21 protein-coding genes are annotated in these 23118 nt (G+C 62.6%); all 21 read left to right on the top strand.

What is annotated here, in order from left to right; all coding sequences use genetic code 11:
• Positions 1–81 precede the first annotated feature (81 nt).
• The 21 genes from J7302_RS09975 to fliI all read left to right on the top strand — a co-directional run bounded on the left by J7302_RS09975 (position 82) and on the right by fliI (position 23118).
• The gene (locus J7302_RS09975) at positions 82–825 is read left to right on the top strand and encodes a flagellar basal body rod protein FlgF (protein ID WP_215373381.1); all 744 of its coding nucleotides are present in this window, start codon (positions 82–84) and stop codon (positions 823–825) included.
• A gap of 46 nt (positions 826–871) precedes the next feature.
• Positions 872–1657 (top strand): flagellar basal-body rod protein FlgG, encoded by a 786-nt coding sequence (gene flgG / locus J7302_RS09970; RefSeq protein ID WP_215373379.1) that lies wholly within the window; start codon positions 872–874, stop codon positions 1655–1657.
• 17 nt (positions 1658–1674) lie between these two features.
• The gene (gene flgH / locus J7302_RS09965; RefSeq protein ID WP_215373376.1) at positions 1675–2388 is read left to right on the top strand and encodes a flagellar basal body L-ring protein FlgH; all 714 of its coding nucleotides are present in this window, start codon (positions 1675–1677) and stop codon (positions 2386–2388) included.
• An 11-nt stretch (positions 2389–2399) separates the two neighbouring features.
• Complete coding sequence (locus J7302_RS09960; protein WP_215373373.1) at positions 2400–3500, top strand: flagellar basal body P-ring protein FlgI; 1101 nt, start codon at positions 2400–2402, stop codon at positions 3498–3500.
• A gap of 10 nt (positions 3501–3510) precedes the next feature.
• Positions 3511–4665: a flagellar assembly peptidoglycan hydrolase FlgJ gene (gene flgJ, locus J7302_RS09955; protein WP_215373371.1), complete on the top strand. Its 1155-nt coding sequence runs from the start codon at positions 3511–3513 to the stop codon at positions 4663–4665.
• A 9-nt stretch (positions 4666–4674) separates the two neighbouring features.
• Positions 4675–6789, top strand: coding sequence for a flagellar hook-associated protein FlgK (flgK, locus tag J7302_RS09950; protein WP_215373367.1), 2115 nt, complete (start codon positions 4675–4677; stop codon positions 6787–6789).
• Between the two features lie 12 nt (positions 6790–6801).
• Positions 6802–8058, top strand: coding sequence for a flagellar hook-associated protein FlgL (gene flgL / locus J7302_RS09945; RefSeq protein WP_215373363.1), 1257 nt, complete (start codon positions 6802–6804; stop codon positions 8056–8058).
• Between the two features lie 355 nt (positions 8059–8413).
• Positions 8414–9877 (top strand): flagellin, encoded by a 1464-nt coding sequence (locus J7302_RS09940; protein WP_215373360.1) that lies wholly within the window; start codon positions 8414–8416, stop codon positions 9875–9877.
• A gap of 79 nt (positions 9878–9956) precedes the next feature.
• Complete coding sequence (locus J7302_RS09935; RefSeq protein WP_215373356.1) at positions 9957–10331, top strand: flagellar protein FlaG; 375 nt, start codon at positions 9957–9959, stop codon at positions 10329–10331.
• A gap of 85 nt (positions 10332–10416) precedes the next feature.
• Positions 10417–11838, top strand: coding sequence for a flagellar filament capping protein FliD (gene fliD, locus J7302_RS09930; RefSeq protein ID WP_215373354.1), 1422 nt, complete (start codon positions 10417–10419; stop codon positions 11836–11838).
• 6 nt (positions 11839–11844) lie between these two features.
• Positions 11845–12231, top strand: a complete 387-nt coding sequence (fliS, locus tag J7302_RS09925) for a flagellar export chaperone FliS (RefSeq protein ID WP_215373352.1) — start codon at positions 11845–11847, stop codon at positions 12229–12231.
• 200 nt (positions 12232–12431) lie between these two features.
• On the top strand, positions 12432–12812 hold the full coding sequence (gene fliS, locus J7302_RS09920; protein WP_215373350.1) for a flagellar export chaperone FliS: 381 nt from the start codon (positions 12432–12434) through the stop codon (positions 12810–12812).
• Positions 12813–12832: 20 nt separating this feature from the next.
• Entirely contained in the window at positions 12833–13129 is a 297-nt protein-coding gene (locus J7302_RS09915) for a flagellar protein FliT (RefSeq protein ID WP_215373348.1), read from the top strand.
• A 220-nt stretch (positions 13130–13349) separates the two neighbouring features.
• Positions 13350–14819 carry a sigma-54 dependent transcriptional regulator gene (locus J7302_RS09910; protein WP_215373346.1) on the top strand — a complete coding sequence of 490 codons (1470 nt, stop codon included), beginning with the start codon at positions 13350–13352 and terminating at the stop codon, positions 14817–14819.
• A gap of 110 nt (positions 14820–14929) precedes the next feature.
• Positions 14930–16135, top strand: a complete 1206-nt coding sequence (locus J7302_RS09905) for a sensor histidine kinase (RefSeq protein WP_215373344.1) — start codon at positions 14930–14932, stop codon at positions 16133–16135.
• 6 nt (positions 16136–16141) lie between these two features.
• Complete coding sequence (fleR, locus tag J7302_RS09900; protein WP_215373342.1) at positions 16142–17548, top strand: sigma-54-dependent response regulator transcription factor FleR; 1407 nt, start codon at positions 16142–16144, stop codon at positions 17546–17548.
• 258 nt (positions 17549–17806) lie between these two features.
• Positions 17807–18139 carry a flagellar hook-basal body complex protein FliE gene (gene fliE, locus J7302_RS09895; protein WP_215373339.1) on the top strand — a complete coding sequence of 111 codons (333 nt, stop codon included), beginning with the start codon at positions 17807–17809 and terminating at the stop codon, positions 18137–18139.
• 14 nt (positions 18140–18153) lie between these two features.
• The gene (gene fliF, locus J7302_RS09890) at positions 18154–19941 is read left to right on the top strand and encodes a flagellar basal-body MS-ring/collar protein FliF (RefSeq protein WP_215373337.1); all 1788 of its coding nucleotides are present in this window, start codon (positions 18154–18156) and stop codon (positions 19939–19941) included.
• Positions 19934–20950, top strand: a complete 1017-nt coding sequence (gene fliG / locus J7302_RS09885) for a flagellar motor switch protein FliG (protein ID WP_215373335.1) — start codon at positions 19934–19936, stop codon at positions 20948–20950. The genes fliF and fliG overlap by 8 nt, the downstream gene beginning before the upstream one ends.
• 10 nt (positions 20951–20960) lie before the next feature.
• Entirely contained in the window at positions 20961–21770 is an 810-nt protein-coding gene (fliH, locus tag J7302_RS09880) for a flagellar assembly protein FliH (protein ID WP_215373333.1), read from the top strand.
• A complete protein-coding gene (gene fliI / locus J7302_RS09875; protein ID WP_215373331.1) occupies positions 21760–23118 on the top strand; it encodes a flagellar protein export ATPase FliI in 1359 nt (452 codons plus the stop codon). The genes fliH and fliI overlap by 11 nt, the downstream gene beginning before the upstream one ends.

The raw sequence follows: 23118 nt of genomic DNA, 5'->3' as shown, positions 1-23118 counted from the left end.
GTTAATGTTTGGGGCTGGTACGGCGCTTGCTAGATGGAAGTCAAAGAGCAGAGGGCGGCAACGCCCACTCGGAGAATTTTCATGGACAAGATGCTGTACGTCGCGATGTCCGGCGCCAGTCAGAACACCCTGGCCCAGCGCGCCCACGCCAACAACCTGGCGAACATTTCCACTACGGGTTTCCGTCGAGATTTCGAACAGGCCCGCTCCATGCCGGTATTCGGTGACAGCCTTCCGGCGCGTGTCTATGCCATGACCGAGCGCCCAGGCACTGACTTCACCCCGGGTGCCCTGCAGGAAACTGGTCGTGATCTGGATGTCGCCGTCGAAGGGGAGGGCTGGGTAGCTGTGCAGGCTGCCGATGGCAGCGAGGCTTATGTCCGTACTGCCAGCCTGCAGATCGATGCCCTGGGTCAACTGCGTACCGGCAACGGTTTGCCGGTCATGGGCAACGCCGGACCGATTGCCATTCCGCCGGAGCAGAAAGTCGAGATCGGCCAGGACGGCACCATCAGCATCCGCGCACTCGGTGAGGCGCCGAACGTGGTGGCCGAAGTCGACCGTATCAAGCTGGTCAACCCGGATCCCAAGCAGCTGCAGAAGGGCCCCGACGGCCTGATCCGCCTCAAGGACCCGCAGCAGCCGGCCGAGGCGGATGCCTCCGTGCGCCTGACTTCCGGCTTCCTCGAGGCGAGCAACGTGAACGCCGTGGAAGAGATGACGGCCATCCTCTCGCTGTCCCGCCAGTTCGAGCTTTCCGTGAAGATGATGCGCACCGCCGAGGACAACGCCTCGGCAATGGCGCGGGTCTTGCAACTCAGCTAATCACCAGTACGCGGCGCCATGATTCTGGCGCCCGAGGAGAATGACGATGCTTCCGGCACTTTGGGTCAGCAAGACCGGCCTGTCCGCCCAGGACATGAACCTGACCACCATTTCCAACAACCTGGCGAACGTCTCGACCACCGGCTTCAAGCGCGACCGCGCCGAGTTCGAAGACCTGCTGTACCAGGTTCGCCGGCAACCGGGTGGCCAGTCGAGCCAGGACAGCGAGCTGCCCACCGGGCTGCAACTGGGTACCGGCGTGCGCATTGCAGGTACGCAGAAAATCTTCAGTCAGGGCAGCCTGCAAACCACCGAGCAACCGCTGGACCTGGCGGTCAACGGCCGCGGTTTCTTCCAGGTGTTGATGCCGGACGGCACCGTTTCCTATACCCGCGACGGCAGCTTTCACCTCAACTCCGATGGCCAGATGGTGACCTCGCAGGGCTTTGCCCTCGAGCCAGCCATCGTGGTGCCGCCCGAAGTACAGACTTTCACCGTCGGCGAGGACGGCACCGTCTCCGTGACCACCGTGGGTAACCCGGCCCCGCAGGTGATCGGCAACATCCAGACCGCCGACTTCGTCAACCCGTCGGGCCTGCAGGCAATCGGCAACAACCTGTTCCTGGAGACCGCCTCCAGCGGCGCGCCGCAGATCGGCACGCCGGGCCTGACCGGCCTTGGCACCGTGCTACAGAACACCCTGGAAAACTCCAACGTCAGCACCGTCGAAGAGCTGGTGAACATGATCACCACCCAACGCGCCTACGAGATGAACTCCAAGGTCATCTCCACCGCTGACCAGATGCTCGCCTTCGTCACGCAGAACCTGTAACGCCTGAGGTAGTTGTCATGAACCGGCCGATCATCCTTCTCTCGCTGCTTGGCATCACCTTGCTTCAGGGCTGTGTCCAGCCGGCGCCGAAGCCGAACGATCCGTACTACGCGCCCGTGCTGCCGCGCACGCCGTTGCCGGCTGCGCAGAACAACGGCGCCATCTACCAGGCCGGTTTCGAAACCAACCTCTATGATGATCGCAAGGCTTATCGGGTGGGCGACATCATCACCATCACCCTCAATGAGCGCACCCAGGCCAGCAAGAATGCCAACTCGCAGATCCAGAAGGACAGCAAGGCCAACATCGGCCTGACTTCGCTGTTCGGTGGCGGCGTCTCGGTGAACAACCCCAACGGCGGCCTCAATCCGCTGGATGCTGCGCGGCTGAGCCTGGACGCTTCATACAGCGGCGAGCGGGACACCAAGGGCGACAGCAAGGCAGGGCAGAGCAACAGCCTGTCCGGTTCGATCACCGTCACTGTCTCAGAAGTACTGCCTAACGGCATTCTCTCGGTGCGTGGCGAGAAGTGGTTGACCCTGAACACTGGCGATGAACTGGTCCGCATCGCAGGCCTGGTTCGCGCGGACGATATCGCCACCGACAACACCGTGCCTTCGACTCGCGTGGCTGATGCGCGCATTACCTATTCCGGCACCGGCGCCTTCGCGGATGCCAGCCAGCCTGGCTGGTTCGATCGGTTCTTCATGAGCCCGCTGTTCCCGTTCTGATGAGGCTGACCATGAAGCGACTGATTTCCGCCTTCTGCCTGCTGGTCGTTGCTGGCCTTGCCCAGGCCGAGCGTCTGAAGGACCTGGCCAGCATCCAGGGCGTGCGAACCAACCAGCTGATCGGCTACGGCCTGGTGGTGGGCCTGAACGGCACCGGTGACCAGACCACCCAGACGCCTTTTACCCTGCAGACCTTCAACAACATGCTGGCGCAGTTCGGTATCAAGGTGCCGGCCAGCGTCGGCAACGTGCAGCTGAAGAACGTCGCCGCGGTATCCATCCACGCCGACCTGCCGCCGTTCAGCAAGCCCGGCCAGACCATCGACGTCACCATCTCCTCCATCGGCAACGCCAAGAGCCTGCGAGGCGGCAGCCTGCTGATGTCGCCGCTCAAGGGGATCGACGGCAACGTCTATGCGATCGCCCAGGGCAACCTGGTGGTGGGGGGCTTCGACGCCGAGGGCAGCGACGGCTCGAAGATCACCGTCAACGTCCCGTCATCCGGTCGCATTCCTGCTGGCGCCACCGTGGAGCGCCCGGTGCCGAGCGGCTTCGAGCAGGGCAACTACCTGACCCTCAACCTCAACCGTCCGGACTTCACCACTGCGAAGAACATCGTCGACAAGCTCAACGAGCTGCTCGGCCCGGGCGTCGCCCAGGCCGTCGATGGCGGCTCGGTACGCGTGAGCGCGCCGCTGGACCCGAACCAGCGCGTCGACTACCTGTCAGTGATCGAGAACCTGGAAGTGGAAGCCGGCCAGGCGGTGGCCAAAGTCATCATCAACTCGCGGACGGGCACCATCGTCATTGGCCAGAACGTGCGTGTGCAACCGGCGGCCGTGACTCATGGCAGCCTGACCGTGACCATCACCGAGGACCCCATCGTCAGCCAGCCCGAGGCCTTATCCGGTGGGCAGACCGCTGTGGTGCCACGCTCGCGGGTGAGCGCCGACCAGGAGGCCAAGCCGATGTTCAAGTTCGGCCCGGGCACTACCCTCGACGAGATCGTTCGTGCGGTGAACCAGGTGGGCGCAGCGCCTTCCGACCTCATGGCCATCCTCGAGGCGCTCAAGCAAGCCGGCGCCCTGCAGGCCGACCTGATCGTGATCTGAGGACGCGGCGATGAACTCCAAGCTCTCCGCCGCTGGCGGCTCCAAATTCGATTCCGGCGCCTACACCGACCTGAACCGCCTCAACCAGCTCAAGGTCGGCAAGGATCGCGACAGTGAGGCCAACATCCGCAAGGTGGCCCAGGAATTCGAATCGCTGTTCCTCAACGAGATGATGAAATCCATGCGTTCGGCGGGCGAAGTGTTCGCCGAAGGCAATTACCTGAACAGCAACGAAACCAAGACCTACCAGGAAATGCACGACCAGCAGTTGGCCGTGACCATTTCCAAGGAAGGCGGCCTCGGCCTGGCCGATGTCCTCACGCGTCAGCTGTCGAAGACCAAGAGTTACGCCGGGCGAGCCAACCCCTTCGCCGAGGTGAATGGCGCCCTGCAGGGTGCACCGCAGAAACCGGTCGGCAGCTCAGCCACCGCTGTCACTGAGACGCGCGATGACTCCAGGCTGATCAACCAGCGTCGCCTGGCATTGCCCGGCAAGCTGAGCGAGCGCCAGGTCGCAGGCATCGTGCCATCCGCCGAACGAACCCAGGCAGCGCAGCCCCTGGCCGGCAACGACTGGGCACCAGCCAGAGCCTTTGCCGCGCCTGAGCGCGACTCGGTTGCCGACCAGGGCCGTGTCAGCGTGACCGGCGTCGGCAAGTCGGTATTCGCCTCACGCAATGACTTCATCGAAACCCTGCTGCCGATGGCCATCGATGCCGCCGAACGCATCGGCGTCGACCCGCGCTACCTGGTGGCCCAGGCTGCGCTGGAAACCGGCTGGGGCAAGTCGGTCATCCGCCAGAAAGACGGCAGCAGTAGCCACAACCTGTTCGGCATCAAGTCCCATCGCGGCTGGGATGGCGAATCGGCGCGGGTGATGACCACCGAATACAAAGGCGGTCAGGCGGTGAAGGAGGCGGCGTCGTTCCGTGCCTACAACTCCTTCGAGCAAAGCTTCCATGACTTCGTCAGCTTCCTGCAGCGCAATGGCCGTTATCAGGAAGCCCTCGACTCGGCACAGAACCCAGAGCGCTTTGTGCGCGAGCTGCAGGAAGCCGGTTACGCCACCGACCCGCAGTACGCCCGCAAGATTTCCCAGATCGCTCGTGGCATGCAGATCTACCAGACTGTCGCCAGCGTCGATGGCGAGACCACCAGGACATGAGGCTGAGTCATGGCTGACCTACTGAACATTGGCCTGTCGGGGCTTAGCGTCAGCAAGACGCAACTCTCCATCACCGGCCACAACATCACCAACGTCAACACTCCGGGCTTCAGTCGCCAGGATGCCTCTCAGGCCACTCGACTCCCTCAGTTCAGCGGGGCAGGCTATATCGGCTCCGGCGCTGCGCTGACCGAGGTTCGACGCACCTACAGTGAGTTCCTCACCTCCCAGTTGCGCAACTCCACGGCCCTGAACAGCGATGTGACCGCATACAAGAGTCAGATCGATCAGCTCGATTCGCTGCTGGCAAGCACCACCACTGGCATTACGCCGTCCATGCAGAAGTTTTTCGCCGCCCTGCAGACCGCGGCGGAAGACCCGGCCAACACTCCGGCCCGTGAGCTGGTGCTGGCTGAAGCTGAAGGCCTCGCCAGGCGCTTCAATACCCTGCATGACCGTCTCAGCGAGCAGAATGGCTTCATCAACAGCCAGATGGTCACGGTCAGCGAACAGGTCAACCGCCTGGCCACCTCGATCGGCAGTCTCAACAATGCCATTGCCGAAGCATCGGCCAACGGCAAGCAACCCAACGACTTGCTCGATGCTCGCGATGAGGCCGTACGCCAGCTGTCCAGCTATATCGGGGTGAACGTTGTCAAACAGGACGACAACAGCCTCAACCTGTTCATCGGCAGCGGCCAGCCGCTAGTGGTCGGCAGCACGGTAAGTCGCCTGCAGATCGTCAACGGTCAGGGTGATCCAAGCCGCTTCGAAGTTGAGCTGGTCAACGGCGGGACGCATCAGAACGTCACGCCCCAGGTCAGTGGTGGCGAGTTGGGTGGGCTGATCCGCTACCGCAGCGAGGTCCTCGATCCGTCGACCAATTCCCTGGGTCGCCTGGCCCTCGCTATCAGCGACCAGGTCAACGGTCAGCTGGGTCAGGGGCTCGACCTCAAAGGGCAGGTCGGCTCGATGCTGTTCGGCGACTACAACGATCCGCAGTTGGCGGACCTCCGTGCCCGTGCGTTCAGCGACAACACATCATCGGCCGATGCATCCCTGTCGATCGACGACACGCGCCTGCTCGGAACCAGCGACTATCGCCTCGAGTTCGATGGCTCCAGCTATCAGGCACGCCGCCTGAGCGACGGTGCAGTCATGACCGTCACGCCCGACCCGAGCAATCCGTTGAAGCTGAGCTTGCGCGACGCCGCTGGCCGGGATCAGGGCTTCAGCGTAACGCTCACGGGCACACCCTCCGCCGGCGACCGCTTCATGCTGGAACCCACCCGGATGGGTGCCTCATCCATTTCGGTGGAGTTGGACCAGGCCGACCAGTTGTCCTTCGCCGCGCCGCTGCGCAGCGAGTCCAACCTGCAGAACCGTGGCAACGCGGTGATCGGCGCGCCGGAGATCGTCCAAGTGCTCGATCCGGCCAGCCTGGCCAGCATGCAGGCCCTGCGTTCTGATCCGCTCGCTCAGGCTGTCATCAGCGCGTTTCCCAATCTGACGCTGACCTACGACGATGCCACCCAGCAATTGCAGTTCCCGTCGCCACTGCCAGCAGGGGTGCGCATCACCACCGTGCCGCAGTTGCCGCCAGCCGCGGCGCCGACCGACATCACCGGGCTGGCGATCACGCCCGGGCAGTCCAATGCGCTGTCTTTTGCGGTGGAAGTCACTTCAGGCGGCGTGACCCAGAGTTACACCATCCAGCAGACCTTCAGTGGTCGCCCACAGGACAACGACAGTTTCACGCTGGGCTTCAATCGAGGCGGCGTGTCGGATAACCGCAATGCGCTCAAGCTGGCGGACCTGCAGAGCAAGGCCAGCATCGGTGTTGACCCGAACCTCGGCAGCGGCAGCTCGGGCGTGAGCTTCACCGACGGCTATGGCGAGCTGGTGGAGCGCGTCGGCACCTTGACTGCCCAGGCGCGGCAGGACAGCGAAGCTTCGACGGCAGTTCTCAAGCAGGCCTCCGATAACCGCGACTCACTGTCCGGCGTGAACCTGGATGAGGAAGCCGCCAACCTGATCAAGTTCGAGCAGTACTACAACGCTTCGGCCCAGATCATTCAAGTTGCGCGCTCCCTGTTCGATACCCTGATCAGCAGCTTCCGCTAGTAGGTCATACCCATGCGCATTTCGACTCTTCAAGCCTTCAACAACGGCGTCTCGGGCCTGCAGCGCAATTACTCCGACGTGACCCGGACCCAGGAGCAGATCAGCAGTGGCAAACGCATCCTGACTCCGGCCGACGACCCGGTCGCCTCGGTACGGCTCCTGCAACTGGAGCAGCAGCAGAATGTGCTGAGCCAGTATCAGGGCAACCTGGCAGCAGCGCAGAACAGCCTGAACCAGGAAGAGGCCACTCTCGATACGGTGAGCAACCTCATGCAACGCGTGCGCGAGTTGGCGGTACAGGCGGGCAACGGCGCACTTAGCAGCGCGGATCGCCGATCCATAGCGACCGAACTGGACGAGCGCGAGGAGGAACTCTTCGGCCTGATGAACACCCGCAATGCTCGCGGCGAATACCTGTTCGCCGGCTTCCAGGGCAAGACCCAGCCGTTCGTGCGCAATGCGGACGGCACCTACAGCTATCAAGGAGATGAGGGCCAGCGGAAATTGCAGGTTGCCAGTTCGCTGGACATTGCCATCAGTGACAACGGCCGCGCAGTGTTCGAGAACGCAGTCAATGCGGGGCGCCTGAGCGTGTCAGGCAACCCGGCGGCACCTGCCGGGCCGCTGGTCAGTGGCGCCCTGGTGGATGACGAAGTGACGTTTGCCAGCTTCCCGCAGGGCGGCATCCAGCTGGACTTCAACGACCCGGCCAATCCGCTGAAATACAACCTGACGCCGTTGCCACAGCCGGCTGCCGGGCCGGTTATCAGCGGTACGCTGGCTGCGGGCAAGGACACCAAGGTGAGTTATGGTGGCGTCACCTTCCACGTCAACGGCACTCCGCCCAACGGGTCGAGCTTCACCATCAGCCCGCCCGACAGCGACCCGGCCACTGCGCCCGCCAACAAGGTCGGGATCCTCGACACCATTGCCAACCTGCGGATGGCGCTGGAACAGGGGAGTGACTCTCCGCAGGGGGCTCGTGAGGTTCGCGACTCGGTCGCACTGGCCATCACCAACCTCGACCATGGCATGACCACCCTCGATACCGTGCGTGGCCAGATCGGCGCGCGCCTGAACACCGTCGAATCTACCCAGACCTCCCATGACGAAGTCAGCCTGGTGAACAAGAGCGTCCAGGCCGAACTGCGTGACCTCGACTATGCCGAGGCACTCTCGCGCCTGTCCATGCAGTCGATCATTCTCGAGGCGGCGCAGCAGAGCTACGTAAAGGTCAGCAGCCTGAATCTGTTCAACCAGCTGCGTTAAGTGCCGGCCTGATTTTCTTCAGGGCAGATGCACGCAGCCAAACGCTCTGCTTCAGCCCATCCCTTGGATCGCTCCTTGGCAGGTGCTCATTGTTTGTCGGAGCGAGCCTGCTCGCGAACACTTGGCCAAACCTGGGTCCTTCGCCAGCAAGCTGGCTCCTACAGGTTGAGTATGTGGTGCTAAGTCCTTGTCAATACTGGCAAATTCGAAAATCTGAAAAATCTTTGAAATTGCCCTAAAGGTCCCCGACCAAGGGCCGATACAAAAGACGAATGCGAACTCTCTGGGCGCCTGAGCATGGAAGCCCGCGAGGCGCTTACTCAGGCAAACACTAGGTCCCTTTGGAGATACCACCATGGCCTTGACCGTCAATACCAACGTCTCGTCCCTCAACGCCCAGCGCAACCTGAACGCGTCTTCCAACGCGCTGAGCAAATCCCTTGAGCGCCTGTCGACCGGTTCGCGCATCAACAGTGCCAAGGACGACGCCGCCGGCCTGCAGATCGCCAACCGCCTGACCAGTCAGGTCAACGGCCTGAATGTGGCCGTGCGGAATGCCAACGACGGTATCTCCTTGGCGCAGACCGCCGAAGGTGCCATGCAGCAGTCCACCAATATCCTGCAGCGTATGCGCGATCTGTCCCTGCAATCGGCTAACGGTTCTAACTCCACGAACGAGCGCCAGGCCCTGAATCAGGAAGTTACGCAGCTCAAGGAAGAGTTGGATCGAATTTCCAATACAACCACTTTTGGTGGTCGCAAGCTGCTGAATGGCGATTTCGCGAATGTAAACTTCCAGGTCGGCGCCCAAGCTAATGAAACCATTGGTTTCTCGATTTCTTCCACTTCTGCGGCCAAGCTCGGTAACAATGAGTATAAGAAGGAAGGTACATTGACCGGTACGTTGGTTACTGCTGCAACCAACGGTACCACTGCGGTCGTGGCTGGTGACAACTTCAAGATCTCGGATGCCAAAGGTTCGACTGGCGCCATCACTTACATCGCTAACTCTTCTTCCAAAACCATTGCCGATGCTATCAACACCGCGACGGCTTCGGCAGGCGTGGGCGTTACAGCTTCTGTGAAAAACGAAGTGACCATGGGTGGGTTCGACGCGACCTTCAATGGTGGCTCGGTGACCATGACGGTCAACGGAAAAGGTGTGGCTGTTTCCAACTTCAACTCCAACGACCTTACTGAACTGAAGAACCAGATTAACTCGGCTGGTGCTGGTGTTGAGGCCAGCTTTGTCGAGAAAGCTGACGGCTCGCTGGATAAGACCCAGATCGTGCTGAAGGGAAATGACGATATTAGCTTCTTGATTGCAGAGGCAGACGCTACCCATACCTACGACGTAGGAATCAATGGTGCAGCATCTGCAGCGGTCAACAGCGCCGCGAATCGCATAGCCGTGGGCGAAGTTCAGCTCAGCGGCGTCGGCGAGTTCAGCTTTGCCGGAGCAAACACTCAGGTCTTCGCCACCGCGGGCGGTTCCTCCTCGGTCGACTCAGTCGCCCAGGTTGACATTTCCACTGCGGACGGTGCTCAAGACGCGATTGCTGTGATCGATGCCGCGATCAAGTCCATCGATTCCCAGCGCGCCGACCTCGGTGCGGTACAGAACCGCTTCGACAACACGATCTCCAACCTGCAGAACATCACGGAAAACGTCTCCGCTGCGCGCGGCCGTATCCAGGATACCGACTTCGCCGCCGAATCTGCGAACATGACCAAGAACCAGGTCCTGCAGCAGGCCGGCACTGCGATCCTGGCCCAGGCCAACCAGCTGCCGCAGGCGGTGCTCAGCCTCCTGCGTTAAGCCTAGGGGCGAGTCCGCGTAACCACCAAGGGGGGAAGTGCCTGGCGCTTTCCCCCGTCTTGCCATGCGAGGTGAGGTGATGGACGTCACTAAGTTGAATGCGCAGTCACAGTCTGGTGTGCAGCTCCGCCAAGTCCAGGGTGGCGACCCGTTGCGCCCGGTACGAAATGAGTCTGTAACGGAACTTCAGCCTCAAAAATCGCAAGGAGCGGGCGAAAAGCCCGAGCAGGGGGAGCAGCCTGTCGAGGCAGCTTTGTCGAACATCCAGGACTTCGTGCAGAACATCCAGCGCAACCTGAGCTTTGCCCTGGACGATTCCAGCGGCCGGGTGGTGGTGAAGGTGACCGACGCTGCGTCTGGCGAAGTGATTCGGCAGATTCCCTCGGAGGATGTTCTGAAGCTGGCTGAAAGCCTGTCCGAGGCACGCAGCCTGTTGTTCCAGGCCGAAGCCTGACAGCCGGCTGGAGATTCTTTGGCACGGAATTTGTTTCGAACAGGCGCGCGGTACGCAAGTGCCAAACCCTTGACGAGGTGGTGAGATGGCTGGAATTACGGGACTGGGCTCGGGCATCGATGTCAGCAGCATCGTGAACGCACTGGTGAATGCCGAGCGGGCGCCCAAGGATGCTCAGTTGGCGCGCCTTGAAAAGGCTACCACCACCAAGTTCTCTGCCCTTGGCCAGCTCAAGGGCAGCCTCAGCGAACTCCAGACCGCGCTCAAGGATCTCAACAAGACCTCGCTGTTCGAGAACCGCTCGGCAATCTCATCCGATGCCAGCCTGGTGACGGCCACGGCCACCAAGTCGGCACTGGCCGGCAGCTACACCATCAAGGTCAGTCAGTTGGCCACTGGCAGCAAGGTCGGGACCGCGGCCCTGGCCAGCGACTTCACCGTGCCGACCAATGGCGATGCTGATGCCGTGGCCGGCACGCTGACGGTCAAGGTCGGTGCTGCCGACGCGGGTACTCAGGTCGAAATCGCCGAAGGCGCCACCCTGGCCCAGGTGCGCGATACCCTCAATGCCAAGCTCAAGGACCAGGGCGTGAGCGCCAACCTGGTGACCAACCCCAGCGATGGCAAGACCCGCCTGGTGCTGACCTCGACCAAGAGCGGTGCCGGAAATGACGTGCAGGTCACCAGCGCCGACCCCGATCTCGCCGCGCTGACCATCGGCAGTGGCACGCTCGACAGTGCCGATGAGGCCAGCAGCGGGATCATCGAGGCGGCTCGCAACGCCAAGTTCAGCATCGACGGCTTGGCCCTGGAGAGCGCAACCAACAGTGTCACGGGGGCCATTCCCGAGGTCACTCTGGAGCTTAAGGCGGCTGGCACCGAAAAATCCCTGACTCTCACCGTCGACCAGGATAAATCCGGGGTCAAAAGCAATATCAAGAAGTTTGTCGACGCCTACAACAAGCTAGTGACCACCTCAAACCAGTTGACCTCGGTCGTTTCGGCGGGGGAGGGGAAAGCACCTGTCGTCGGTGGCCTGGTAGGTGATGCCACGGTACGTAGCTTGCTGGGCGGCATACGCAACGACCTGGTTGCGCCTGCCGACCAGGAGGGTGTGCGTGTGTTGGCCGACCTGGGAATCTCCACCCAGAAAGACGGCACCCTGAAGATCGACGACACCAAACTGGACAAGGCGCTGAAGGAGAATTTCGATTCAGTCGCCAGCTTCTTCACCGGCGACCAGGGCTTGATGAGTCGCCTCGACAAGCGGGTCGATGGCTATGCACAGACCGGCGGCATCCTGCAGCAACGCATGGATGGTTTGCAGAACACGCTCAAGTCGGTGGACAAGCAGAAGGAAGCGCTGGAACTGCGCGTTACGCAGGTCCAGCAGCGCCTGCTCAACCAGTTCAATGCCATGGACTCCCTGGTGGGCCGCCTGAACCAGACCAGTGACCGCCTGACCCAGGCCCTTGCCAGCCTGCCTGGTGTCGTACAGAAGGATTAAACTGCCGTGACCCATCCTATCCATACCTACAAACAAGTCGTCGCCAGTCCGGACGTCACGCCCTATCAGACGGTGCAACTGCTGCTGGCGGGCGCCCTGGAGCGTATCTCCCTGGCACGTTTCGCCATGCAGGAAGGCAAGCCGGAAGTGCGCGGCGTTGCGGTCGGCTCCACCCTGAGCATCCTCGGCGCGCTGCAGGCGGGCCTCGATCGTGAGCTGGGTGGGGAAATCGCCGCGAACCTCGACGCGCTCTACGACTACATGACCCGTCGCCTGGCCGGCGTGGCGCTGGACTCGACACCGCGTCACCTTGACGAGGTGGAAGCGCTGCTGCTGCAAATCAAGGAAGCCTGGGACGCCATTGGTTCCGAAGTGGACGTGTCCGCCGGTTGAGAGGCTCTTTGCGCTGCGCCTGGCCCACTGTAGGAGCCAGCATGCTGGCGAAAAAGACGTGAGCATGCGTTCGCGAGCAAGCTCGCTCTTAGAAGGGAGGCTTGCCGAGAATCCTGCAGAACATTGGAAATCCGGGCTAAAGGTTACCGCTGGTCGGCCGATACCTTGGGTATCAGCCAGTCAGTTCCGCGGGAGCCACCATGTACGCAGCGACAGCCCTCAGACAGTACCAATCGGTCGATGTCCAGGCGCAGGTTTTCGAGACAACACCCCATCGCCTGATCCAGATGTTGATGGAGGGCGGTCTGGGCCGCCTCGCCCAGGCGCGCGGTGCCATGGAGCGTGGCCAGACAGCGCAGAAAGGCGAGCTGATCGGCAAGGCCATCGCTATCATCGGCGGCCTGCGTGATGGGTTGGATCACCAGAAGGGCGGCGAACTGGCCGGTAACCTGGACAGCCTCTACGAGTACATGGCGTCCCGGCTCATGCAGGCCAACCTGAAGAACGACCTGGGCCTGCTCGATGAAGTGGCCGAGCTGTTGCGCGAAATCAAATCCGCCTGGGATGCCATCGCACCGTAATGGCAGTAGAGGATTACACCATGAGTTCATCCGTTCAGCGTCTCGAAACCACCGGCAGCGCCCTGCGAGCAGCGCTGGCCAACCAGGACTGGGCGGCGATCGGTGAATTGGATCAGCTGTGCCGTCAGGCGGTCGACGATGCCATGCTCGACGCAGTGCCTGATAGCAAGGCCTTGCAGGCGCGGATGGAAGAGCTGCTGGCGCTGTACCGAGAGCTCGTTAGCGTCTGCCACGCCGAGCAGCAGCGCCTTGCCGGCGAGCTGATCCAGCTCAACCAGGCAAAGCAGGGCGCCAAGGTCTATCAGCTTTTTGGGTGAAGGCTTTTTGATATCTTTCTGATGTTGTCTCGACATTGCTCTGGCGGCCACTTAGCCGTCCCGTCGACCTGATCAAAAAAACACGCCATAAAATTGACTCTGGGTGGATTTTTGACTTTACTACTGGCCAATTGCCGGTCCAGCCCATCATAGAGGCTTCTCCGTCTGCTCGTACGCCGCGCGATGCGGCGCCCATCCCTAAAAGCAAGAACTAGACAAGATGTGGCGTGAAACCAAGATTTTGCTGATCGACGACAATAGCGATCGCCGCCGTGATTTCGCGGTGATTCTGAATTTCCTCGGTGAAGAACACCTGTCCTGTGGCAGTGACGATTGGAAGCAAGTGACAGGTGACCTGGCGGCGAGCCGCTCGGTCCTGTGTGTGTTGCTGGGTGAGGTTGCGGCCAAGGGCGGAGCCCTCGAGTTGATCAAGCAGGTGATGGCATGGGATGAATTCCTGCCGGTGCTGCTGATTGGCGAGCCGACACCGCCGGACTGGCCCGAAGACTTGCGCCGACGTGTGCTGGCCAGCCTGGAAACTCCTCCGAGCTACAACAAGCTGCTGGATTCCCTGCACCGCGCCCAGGTCTATCGCGAGATGTACGATCAGGCCCGCGAGCGCGGACGCCAGCGCGAGCCCAACCTGTTCCGCAGCCTGGTGGGCACCAGTCGTGCGATCCAGCAGGTGCGGCAGATGATGCAGCAGGTGGCCGATACCGATGCCAGCGTGCTGATCCTCGGCGAGTCCGGCACTGGCAAGGAAGTGGTGGCGCGCAACCTGCACTATCACTCGAAGCGTCGCGAGGCGCCTTTCGTGCCGGTAAATTGTGGCGCCATTCCGGCGGAGTTGCTGGAGAGCGAGCTGTTCGGCCATGAAAAGGGCGCTTTCACCGGTGCAATCACCAGCCGGGCAGGGCGCTTCGAGCTGGCCAATGGCGGCACCTTGTTCCTCGACGAGATCGGCGATATGCCGCTGCCGATGCAGGTGAAGCTGCTGCGTGTACTGCAGGAGCGCACCTTCGAGCGTGTGGGCAGCAACAAGACCCAGAACGTCGACGTGCGCATCATCGCCGCCACCCACAAGAACCTCGAGCAGATGATCGAGGTCGGCAGCTTCCGCGAAGACCTCTACTACCGCCTGAACGTGTTCCCCATCGACATGGCGCCATTGCGTGAGCGCGTGGAAGACATTCCGCTGCTGATCAATGAGCTCATTTCGCGCATGGAGCACGAGAAGCGCGGCTCCATCCGTTTCAACTCCGCCGCCATCATGTCGCTGTGCAACCACGACTGGCCGGGCAACGTCCGCGAGTTGGCGAACCTGGTGGAGCGCATGGCGATCATGCACCCCTACGGTGTCATCGGCGTAAGCGAGCTGCCGAAGAAGTTCCGCCATGTCGACGACGAGGACGAGCAGCTCAAAGCCATGCGCGAAGACATCGAAGAGCGCTCGGCCATTGGTGCTGGTCTGCCGGGCGTCGCCAGCCCTGCAATGCTTCCGCCGGAAGGCCTCGACCTCAAGGACTACCTGGGCAACCTCGAGCAGGGGCTGATCCAGCAGGCTTTGGATGATGCCTCCGGGGTTGTGGCGCGTGCCGCCGAACGCTTGCGCATCCGCCGCACCACGCTGGTGGAGAAAATGCGCAAGTACGGCATGAGCCGTCGCGACGAGGAATTGGCGGAGGAATAAGCTGCCATTTCTCATGTCCTTGATTCATAGGGATATTTTTTTAGGCACGGGTCTTGCTTAGGCTCTCTCGACCGACCGTCTGCTGACGGTCGATGGAGCGAGAGAGAAGAATGAACCCAGCTGTCATCCCCGCGCAGAATCCTGAGCCCTCTGCCGCTGAGCAGGCCGGCCGTGCTGGCCTTGAGCAGGCGTTCGCCCTGTTCAACCAGATGTCGAGCCAGCTCAGTGAGTCCTACAGCATGCTGGAAGCGCGGGTCACTGAGCTGAAGGGACAGCTGGCCCTGGTCAGCGCCCAGCGCATGCAGGAGCTGGCCGAGAAGGAACGTCTGGCCAACCGCCTGCAAAGCCTGCTGGACCTGCTCCCTGGCGGCGTGATCGTGATCGACGGGCAGGGCGTGGTGCGCGAGGCCAACCCTGTGGCGCGTGGCCTGCTGGGGCAGCCTCTGGTCGGCATGCTCTGGCGTCAGGTGATCACTCGTAGCTTTGCGCCCCGTGAGGACGACGGCCATGAAATCTCCCTCAAGGATGGCCGTCGGCTGTCCATCGCCACCCGCTCCCTCAGTGCCGAGCCCGGCCAGTTGGTGCTGCTCACCGACCTGACAGAAACCCGGCGCTTGCAGGATCAGCTCTCGCGCCATGAGCGCCTGTCTGCGCTGGGGCGGATGGTGGCGTCGCTTGCTCATCAGATTCGTACCCCACTTTCCGCAGCCTTGCTTTACGCCAGCCACCTCAGCCAGCAGGTATTGCCGGTGGAGCAGCAACAGCGCTTCGCCGGCCGCTTGAAGGAGCGGCTGCACGAGCTGGAACACCAGGTGCGTGACATGCTGGTATTCGCGCGCGGGGAATTGCCGTTGCCGGATCGCCTGGCACCGCGCGCGCTGTTCGCTGCGCTGCGCGAGTCGGCCGACTCCCATGTGGAGGGTCTGAATGTTCGCTGGCAGTGCGACATTGCCGAGGGCGAGTTGCTGTGCAATCGCGACACCCTGGTCGGCGCACTGCTCAACCTGATCGAAAACGCCATTCAGGCGGCGGGTCGTGACCTGCGCCTGAAGGTGCATCTCTATGCGCGAGAGGGAAGCCTGTGGCTGGCCATCAGCGACAACGGCCCTGGGATTGATGCCGCCACCCTGGCGCGCCTGGGCGAGCCCTTCTTCACCACCAAGACCACCGGTACGGGCCTCGGCCTGGCGGTGGTCAAGGCCGTGGCGCGTGCGCACCAGGGGGAGTTGCAGCTGCGATCGAAGCCCGGTCGTGGCACATGCGCCACCCTGGTTCTGCCGCTGATTCCCGCGGTCCAGTCGGTTTCACAGGAGTAAAGGACGATGACTGCCAAAATTCTGCTGGTCGAAGATGACCGTGCCTTGCGTGAAGCGCTGGCGGACACGCTGTTGCTGGGCGGTTACGACTACCGTGCGGTGGATTGCGCAGAGGCGGCCCTGGTGGCCCTCGGGGAAGAGCCCTTCGGCCTGATGATCAGCGACGTCAACATGCCGGGCATGGATGGCCATCAGTTGCTGGGCATCGTGCGTCAGCGCCTGCCGCAATTGCCGGTGTTGTTGATGACTGCCTATGGCGCAGTGGAGCGCGCCGTCGAGGCGATTCGTCAGGGAGCGGCGGACTACCTGGTCAAACCCTTCGAGCCGAACACCCTGCTGGAGCTGGTGGCGCGTCATGCCCTCGGCCGCATGAGCGTGGCTGATCAGGACGGGCCGGTGGCCCTGGAGCCGGCCAGTCGACAGCTGCTGGACCTGGCGGCGCGCGTCGCCAGGAGTGATTCCACGGTACTCATCTCCGGTGAGTCCGGCACGGGCAAGGAGGTGCTGGCGCGCTACATCCATCAGCAATCCCCGCGTGCCGCGAAGCCGTTCATTGCCATCAACTGCGCGGCGATTCCTGACAACATGCTCGAAGCCACGCTCTTCGGTCATGAAAAGGGCGCGTTCACCGGTGCCATTTCCAGTGCGCCGGGCAAGTTCGAGTTGGCCGACGGAGGCACCATCCTGCTCGACGAGATTTCCGAGATGCCGATCGGCTTGCAGGCCAAGCTGTTGCGCGTGTTGCAGGAGCGTGAGGTGGAGCGCGTTGGTGCGCGTCGGCCGATCAACCTGGACATCCGCGTGCTCGCTACCACTAACCGTGACCTGGCAGGGGAAGTGGCGGCGGGGCGCTTCCGCGAGGATCTCTACTATCGCCTCTCTGTCTTCCCTCTGGCTTGGCGGCCGTTGCGTGAGCGTCCGGCGGATATCCTCCCGCTGGCCGAGCGCCTGTTGGCCAAGCACGTCAAAAAAATGAACCATGGCGCGGTGCGCTTCTCGGTCGAGGCCCAGGCCGCGCTGGTCGCTCACGCGTGGCCAGGCAACGTACGAGAACTGGATAACGCCGTGCAGCGAGCGCTGATCCTGCAGCAGGGTGGCAGCATCCAGCCCCAGGACCTTTGCCTTACCGCGCCCATCGGCATGTCGGTGGCACCCATCGCTCCCTTGACGGTGGTTCCAGTCGCAGTGCCAATGGCGACCATGCCAGCAGCGCCTGTCGAAGCTGCCGGCGGCTTGGGCGATGACCTGAGGCGCCATGAGTTCCAGGTGATCATCGACACGCTGCGCTCCGAGCGTGGCCGCCGCAAGGAAGCTGCCGAGCGCCTGGGCATCAGTCCGCGTACCTTGCGCTACAAGCTGGCGCAGATGCGCGATGCGGGGATGGATGTGGAGGCGTATCTGTACGCCAGCTGAATGGCGGCATCCCGAGGGGCTGATGGATTCTTTGTAGGGGCGTATTCATTCGCGATGCAGGCCCCAGCGCCTGCCGTCCGGAGTTCGAGCCAGCCGAGACATCCCTCACCCCAACCCTCTCCCAAAGGGAGAGGGGGCCGGTCCTGCGATTCTGCCGACCTTTCGAGTCGCCATTCCTGAACTCTTGGCACCCTTGTTGCAGATACCCCTTCATCAAGCCGCGCAGTGTCAAAAAAGCGCGGCAGTGGGAGGAATGTGATGAGCCAGGGTGTCGAGTTCAATCGCCTGATGTTGGAAATGCGTGCCATGCAGATGGATGCCATGGCGCGCGCCAAGCCTGTACCCGTCGCCGCGCCGGAAGTCGGGGCGCCGAACTTCGCTGAGGTGCTTGGCCAGGCCGTCAACAAGGTCAACGATACCCAGCAGGCGGCCAGCGAACTTGCAACGGCCTTCGAAGTCGGCAAGACCGGCGTGGACCTGACCGACGTCATGATTGCGTCGCAGAAAGCCAGCGTTTCCTTCCAGGCCATGACCCAGGTGCGTAACAAGCTGGTGCAGGCCTACCAAGACATCATGCAGATGCCGGTATAAGGACGGATTGAGACATGGCTGACGCTGCAGCAAAGGTCCCGGCCAAGATGGACGCATCGATCGAGCCGGGCGGGAAGAAGCCCCTGTTCGGCCTCGCCTTCCTGGAAAACCTTTCGCAGATGACCATGCTGCGCCAGGTCGGCTTGCTGGTCGGGCTGGCCGCCAGCGTTGCCGTTGGCTTTGCCGTGGTCCTCTGGTCCCAGCAGCCGGACTATCGTCCGTTGTACGGCAGCCTTTCCGGTATGGATGCCAACCAGGTGGTGGATGCCCTCACGGCCGCGGACATCCCCTACAAGATCGAACCCAACTCCGGTGCCCTACTGGTGAAGGCGGACGACCTGGCCCGCGCGCGGCTGAAACTCGCTGGTGCGGGGGTGGCGCCGAGCGATGGCAACGTCGGCTTCGAAATTCTCGACAAGGAGCAGGGTCTGGGCACCAGCCAGTTCATGGAGGCGACCCGCTACCGCCGCGGGCTGGAAGGTGAGCTGGCGCGTACCATCTCCAGCCTGAACAACGTCAAGGGTGCCCGTGTGCACCTGGCGATTCCCAAGAGCTCGGTATTCGTCCGTGATGAACGCAAGCCGAGTGCCTCGGTGCTGGTGGAACTCTATCCGGGGCGTGGCCTGGAGCCGAGCCAGGTGATGGCCATCGTCAACCTGATCGCCACCAGCGTGCCGGAGCTCGAAAAATCCCAGGTCACGGTCGTCGATCAGAAAGGCAACCTGTTGTCCGACCAGCAGGAGCTCTCCGAGCTGACCATGGCGGGTAAGCAGTTCGACTACTCCCGGCGTATGGAGACCCTTTACACACAGCGCGTGCATAGCATCCTGCAGCCGGTCCTGGGGAATGGCCGCTACAAGGCGGAAGTCTCGGCGGATGTGGACTTCAGCGCGGTCGAATCGACTTCCGAAATGTACAACCCGGACCAGCCGGCGCTGCGCAGCGAACAGAGCGTCAACGAGGAGCGGCAGAACAGCAGCGGGCCGCAAGGCGTCCCCGGGGCGCTGTCCAACCAGCCGCCGGCGCCGGGTGCCGCGCCGCAACAAGCCAACGGTGCTGCAGCGCCGGGATTGGCGCCGGGGCAACCGCTGCTGGATAGCAACGGCCAGCAGATCATCGACCCCGCCACCGGCAAGCCGATGTTGGCGCCGTACCCGACCGACAAGCGCGACCAGGCCACCCGCAACTACGAACTGGACCGCTCCATCAGCTACACGAAGCAGCAGCAGGGTCGCTTGCGTCGGCTTTCCGTCGCCGTGGTGCTCGATGACCAGGTCAAGGTGGACCCGCAAACCGGCGAGACCTCCCGGTTAGCCTGGAGCACCGAGGAGATCGCCCGTTTCACCCGTCTGGTCCAGGACGCCGTGGGCTACGACGCCAGCCGTGGCGACAGCGTCAGTGTGATCAATACCCCCTTCATTGCCGACAGCGGTGAAGAGGTCATCGACATTCCGTTCTACACCCAGCCCTGGTTCTGGGATGTGGTCAAGCAAGTGCTGGGCGTGCTCTTCATCCTGGTGCTGGTGTTCGGCGTGCTGCGCCCGGTGCTGAACAACATCACGGGCAGCGGTAAGGGCAAGGAGCTGGTGGGCGGTCGCGATGGTGATGTCGACTTGGGCGTGATGGGCCTGTCTGGCGAGCTGCCGGAGGACCGCGTCAGCCTCGGCGGGCCGCAGAGCATCCTCCTGCCTAGCCCGAGCGACGGGTATGATGCGCAGCTCAACGCCATCAAGAATCTGGTGGCGGAAGATCCCGGCCGCGTGGCCCAGGTAGTCAAAGAATGGATCAACGCCGATGAGTGAGAACCGCGCCCCCGCGAAACTGGCCAAGGTCGACAAGGCTGCCATCCTGCTGTTGTCTCTGGGTGAGACCGATGCCGCCCAGGTGCTCCGTCACATGGGGCCGAAGGAAGTGCAGCGGGTCGGCGTGGCCATGGCGCAGATGCGCAATGTCCATCGCGAGCAGGTGGAGCAGGTGATGAGCGAGTTCGTCGAGATCGTCGGCGACCAGACCAGTCTCGGCGTCGGCGCTGACGGTTACATCCGCAAGATGCTCACCCAGGCCCTGGGCGAGGACAAGGCCAACAACCTGATCGACCGTATCCTGCTGGGTGGCAGCACCAGTGGCCTGGACAGCCTGAAATGGATGGAACCGCGCGCCGTTGCCGATGTGATCCGCTACGAGCACCCGCAGATCCAGGCGATCGTGGTTGCCTATCTCGACCCTGACCAGGCCGCCGAAGTGCTCAGCCACTTCGACCACAAGGTGCGTCTGGATATCGTCCTGCGCGTATCGTCGCTGAACACCGTGCAACCTTCCGCCCTCAAGGAACTCAACCTGATTCTCGAGAAGCAGTTCGCCGGCAATGCCAGCACCACCCGCACGAGCATGGGCGGGGTGAAGCGCGCGGCGGACATCATGAACTTCCTCGACAGCTCGGTCGAAGGCCAGCTGATGGACTCGATTCGCGAGGTGGACGAGGACCTTTCGACTCAGATCGAAGACCTGATGTTCGTCTTCGACAACCTGGCCGATGTCGACGATCGCGGCATCCAGGCGTTGCTGCGCGAAGTGTCGTCGGATGTGCTGGTGCTGGCCCTGAAGGGCTCGGACGATGCCATCAAGGAAAAGATCTTCAAGAACATGTCCAAGCGCGCTGCCGAGCTGTTGCGCGACGATCTGGAAGCCAAGGGTCCGGTGCGAGTCAGCGACGTGGAGTCGGCGCAGAAGGAAATCCTCACCATCGCCCGCCGTATGGCCGAAGCCGGGGAAATCGTCCTCGGCGGCAAGGGCGGCGAAGAAATGATCTGAGGCGCGCACAATGGCCAACAAGGACTCGTCGAGCGAACTGATCCGGGGCAAGGACCTTGGCGTATTCGACCGCTGGTCGCTGCCCAGCTTCGATCCGGAAAGCCCTGTTGTCGTAGAGGCAGAACAGCCGGCCGAAGTGGACGAGGCCGAGCAGTTTGCCGCCGCCGAGCCGCTTGGTCAGGTGGAGGACGTGGAGCTCGAAGCCGTCAAGCCGCTGACGCTCGATGAGTTGGAGGCGATCCGTCAGGACGCCTACAACGAAGGTTTCGCAACAGGTGAGAAAGACGGCTTCCACGCCGGCCAGATCAAGGCCAGGCAGGAGGCGGAGGTAACACTCTGTGCCCAGGTCGAACGTCTGGAGCGAGTCATGGGCCAGCTGCTCGATCCGATCGCAGAGCAGGATCGGCAGATCGAGGAGTCCCTGGTTCATCTGGTCAGCCTGATTACCCGCGAAGTGATCCAGCGTGAGTTGCACACCGACTCCAGCCAGCTTCGCCATGTGCTGCGAGAGGCCCTGAAGTTGCTGCCCATGGGGGCCGGCAACGTTCGTATCCACGTCAATCCGCAGGACTTCGACCTGGTCAAGGCCATGCGTGACCGGCATGAGGAAACCTGGCGCATTCTCGAAGATGAGGCGCTGCAGCCCGGCGGTTGCCGCGTCGAGACCGAACACAGTCGTATCGACGCCAGCGTCGAGACACGCCTCAGCCAGGCGCTCAAGCAATTGTTCGAACGTCAGCGGGAGCACAAGGTCCATCCACCGGCGGCTGATCGCTCGCTGGACGTAGGCGCCTTGGAAATGGCCGTCCATGCGGATTGAACGCACCAGCTTCGCCAAGCGTCTGGCGGGCTATTCCGATGTCATCGAGCTGCCTGCACAACCCGTGGTGGAGGGACGCCTGTTGCGCATGGTTGGCCTCACTCTGGAAGCCGAAGGCTTGCGCGCGCCGGTAGGCAGCCGTTGCCTGGTGGTCAACGACGACAGCTACCACCCGGTACAAGTCGAGGCCGAGGTGATGGGCTTTTCCGGCAGCAAGATATTCCTGATGCCGGTTGGCAGCTTGGCCGGAATCGCGCCCGGTGCTCGCGTGGTGCCACTGCCGGACACCGGCCGCCTGCCCATGGGCATGTCCATGCTCGGGCGTGTGCTGGATGGCGTGGGGCGCGCTCTCGACGGCAAGGGCGGCATGCGCGCCGAAGATTGGGTGCCCATGGATGGTCCCACCATCAACCCGCTCAAGCGTCATCCCATCAGCGAGCCGCTGGACGTTGGTATCCGCTCTATCAATGCGCTGCTCACTGTCGGGCGCGGCCAGCGCCTCGGCCTGTTCGCCGGCACCGGCGTCGGCAAGAGCGTGCTGTTGGGCATGATGACGCGCTTCACCGACGCCGACATCATCGTCGTCGGCCTGATCGGTGAGCGGGGCCGTGAAGTGAAGGAATTCATCGAGCACATCCTCGGTGAGGAGGGCCTAAAACGTTCGGTAGTCGTGGCATCGCCTGCAGACGACGCACCGCTGATGCGCCTGCGGGCCGCCATGTACTGCACGCGGATTGCCGAATATTTCCGTGACAAGGGCAAGAACGTCCTGCTGCTGATGGATTCGCTGACCCGTTTCGCCCAGGCCCAGAGGGAAATCGCATTGGCCATCGGTGAGCCGCCCGCGACGAAGGGCTATCCGCCATCGGTATTCGCCAAGCTGCCGAAGCTGGTGGAGCGGGCGGGCAATGCGGAGCAGGGTGGTGGTTCGATCACCGCGTTCTACACCGTGCTGTCCGAAGGCGACGATCAGCAGGACCCTATCGCCGACTCGGCACGGGGCGTGCTCGACGGGCACTTCGTGCTGTCGCGCCGGCTGGCGGAGGAAGGGCATTACCCGGCCATCGATATCGAAGCGTCCATCAGCCGGGTCATGCCGCAGGTGGTCAGCGCCGACCACATGAAACTGGCCCAGCGATTCAAGCAGCTGTGGTCGCGTTACCAGCAGAGCCGGGACCTGATCAGCGTCGGTGCCTATGTGGTCGGTGGGGACCCTGAGACCGACCAGGCCATCGCGCGCCAGCCTGGCATGGCGGCATTCCTGCGTCAGGCGCTTGATGAGAGTGAGGGGCTGGCCCAGAGCAGCGCTCGCCTGGCCGCGACCCTAGGCGTCGCCCCGCTGGGTTGA

Origin of the sequence: Metapseudomonas boanensis, from assembly GCF_018704125.1 — a bacterium.
Classification (GTDB): domain Bacteria; phylum Pseudomonadota; class Gammaproteobacteria; order Pseudomonadales; family Pseudomonadaceae; genus Metapseudomonas; species Metapseudomonas boanensis.
The sequence above is the reverse complement of the archived record's forward strand: the minus strand, read 5'-3'. Positions and strand labels throughout refer to the sequence as shown.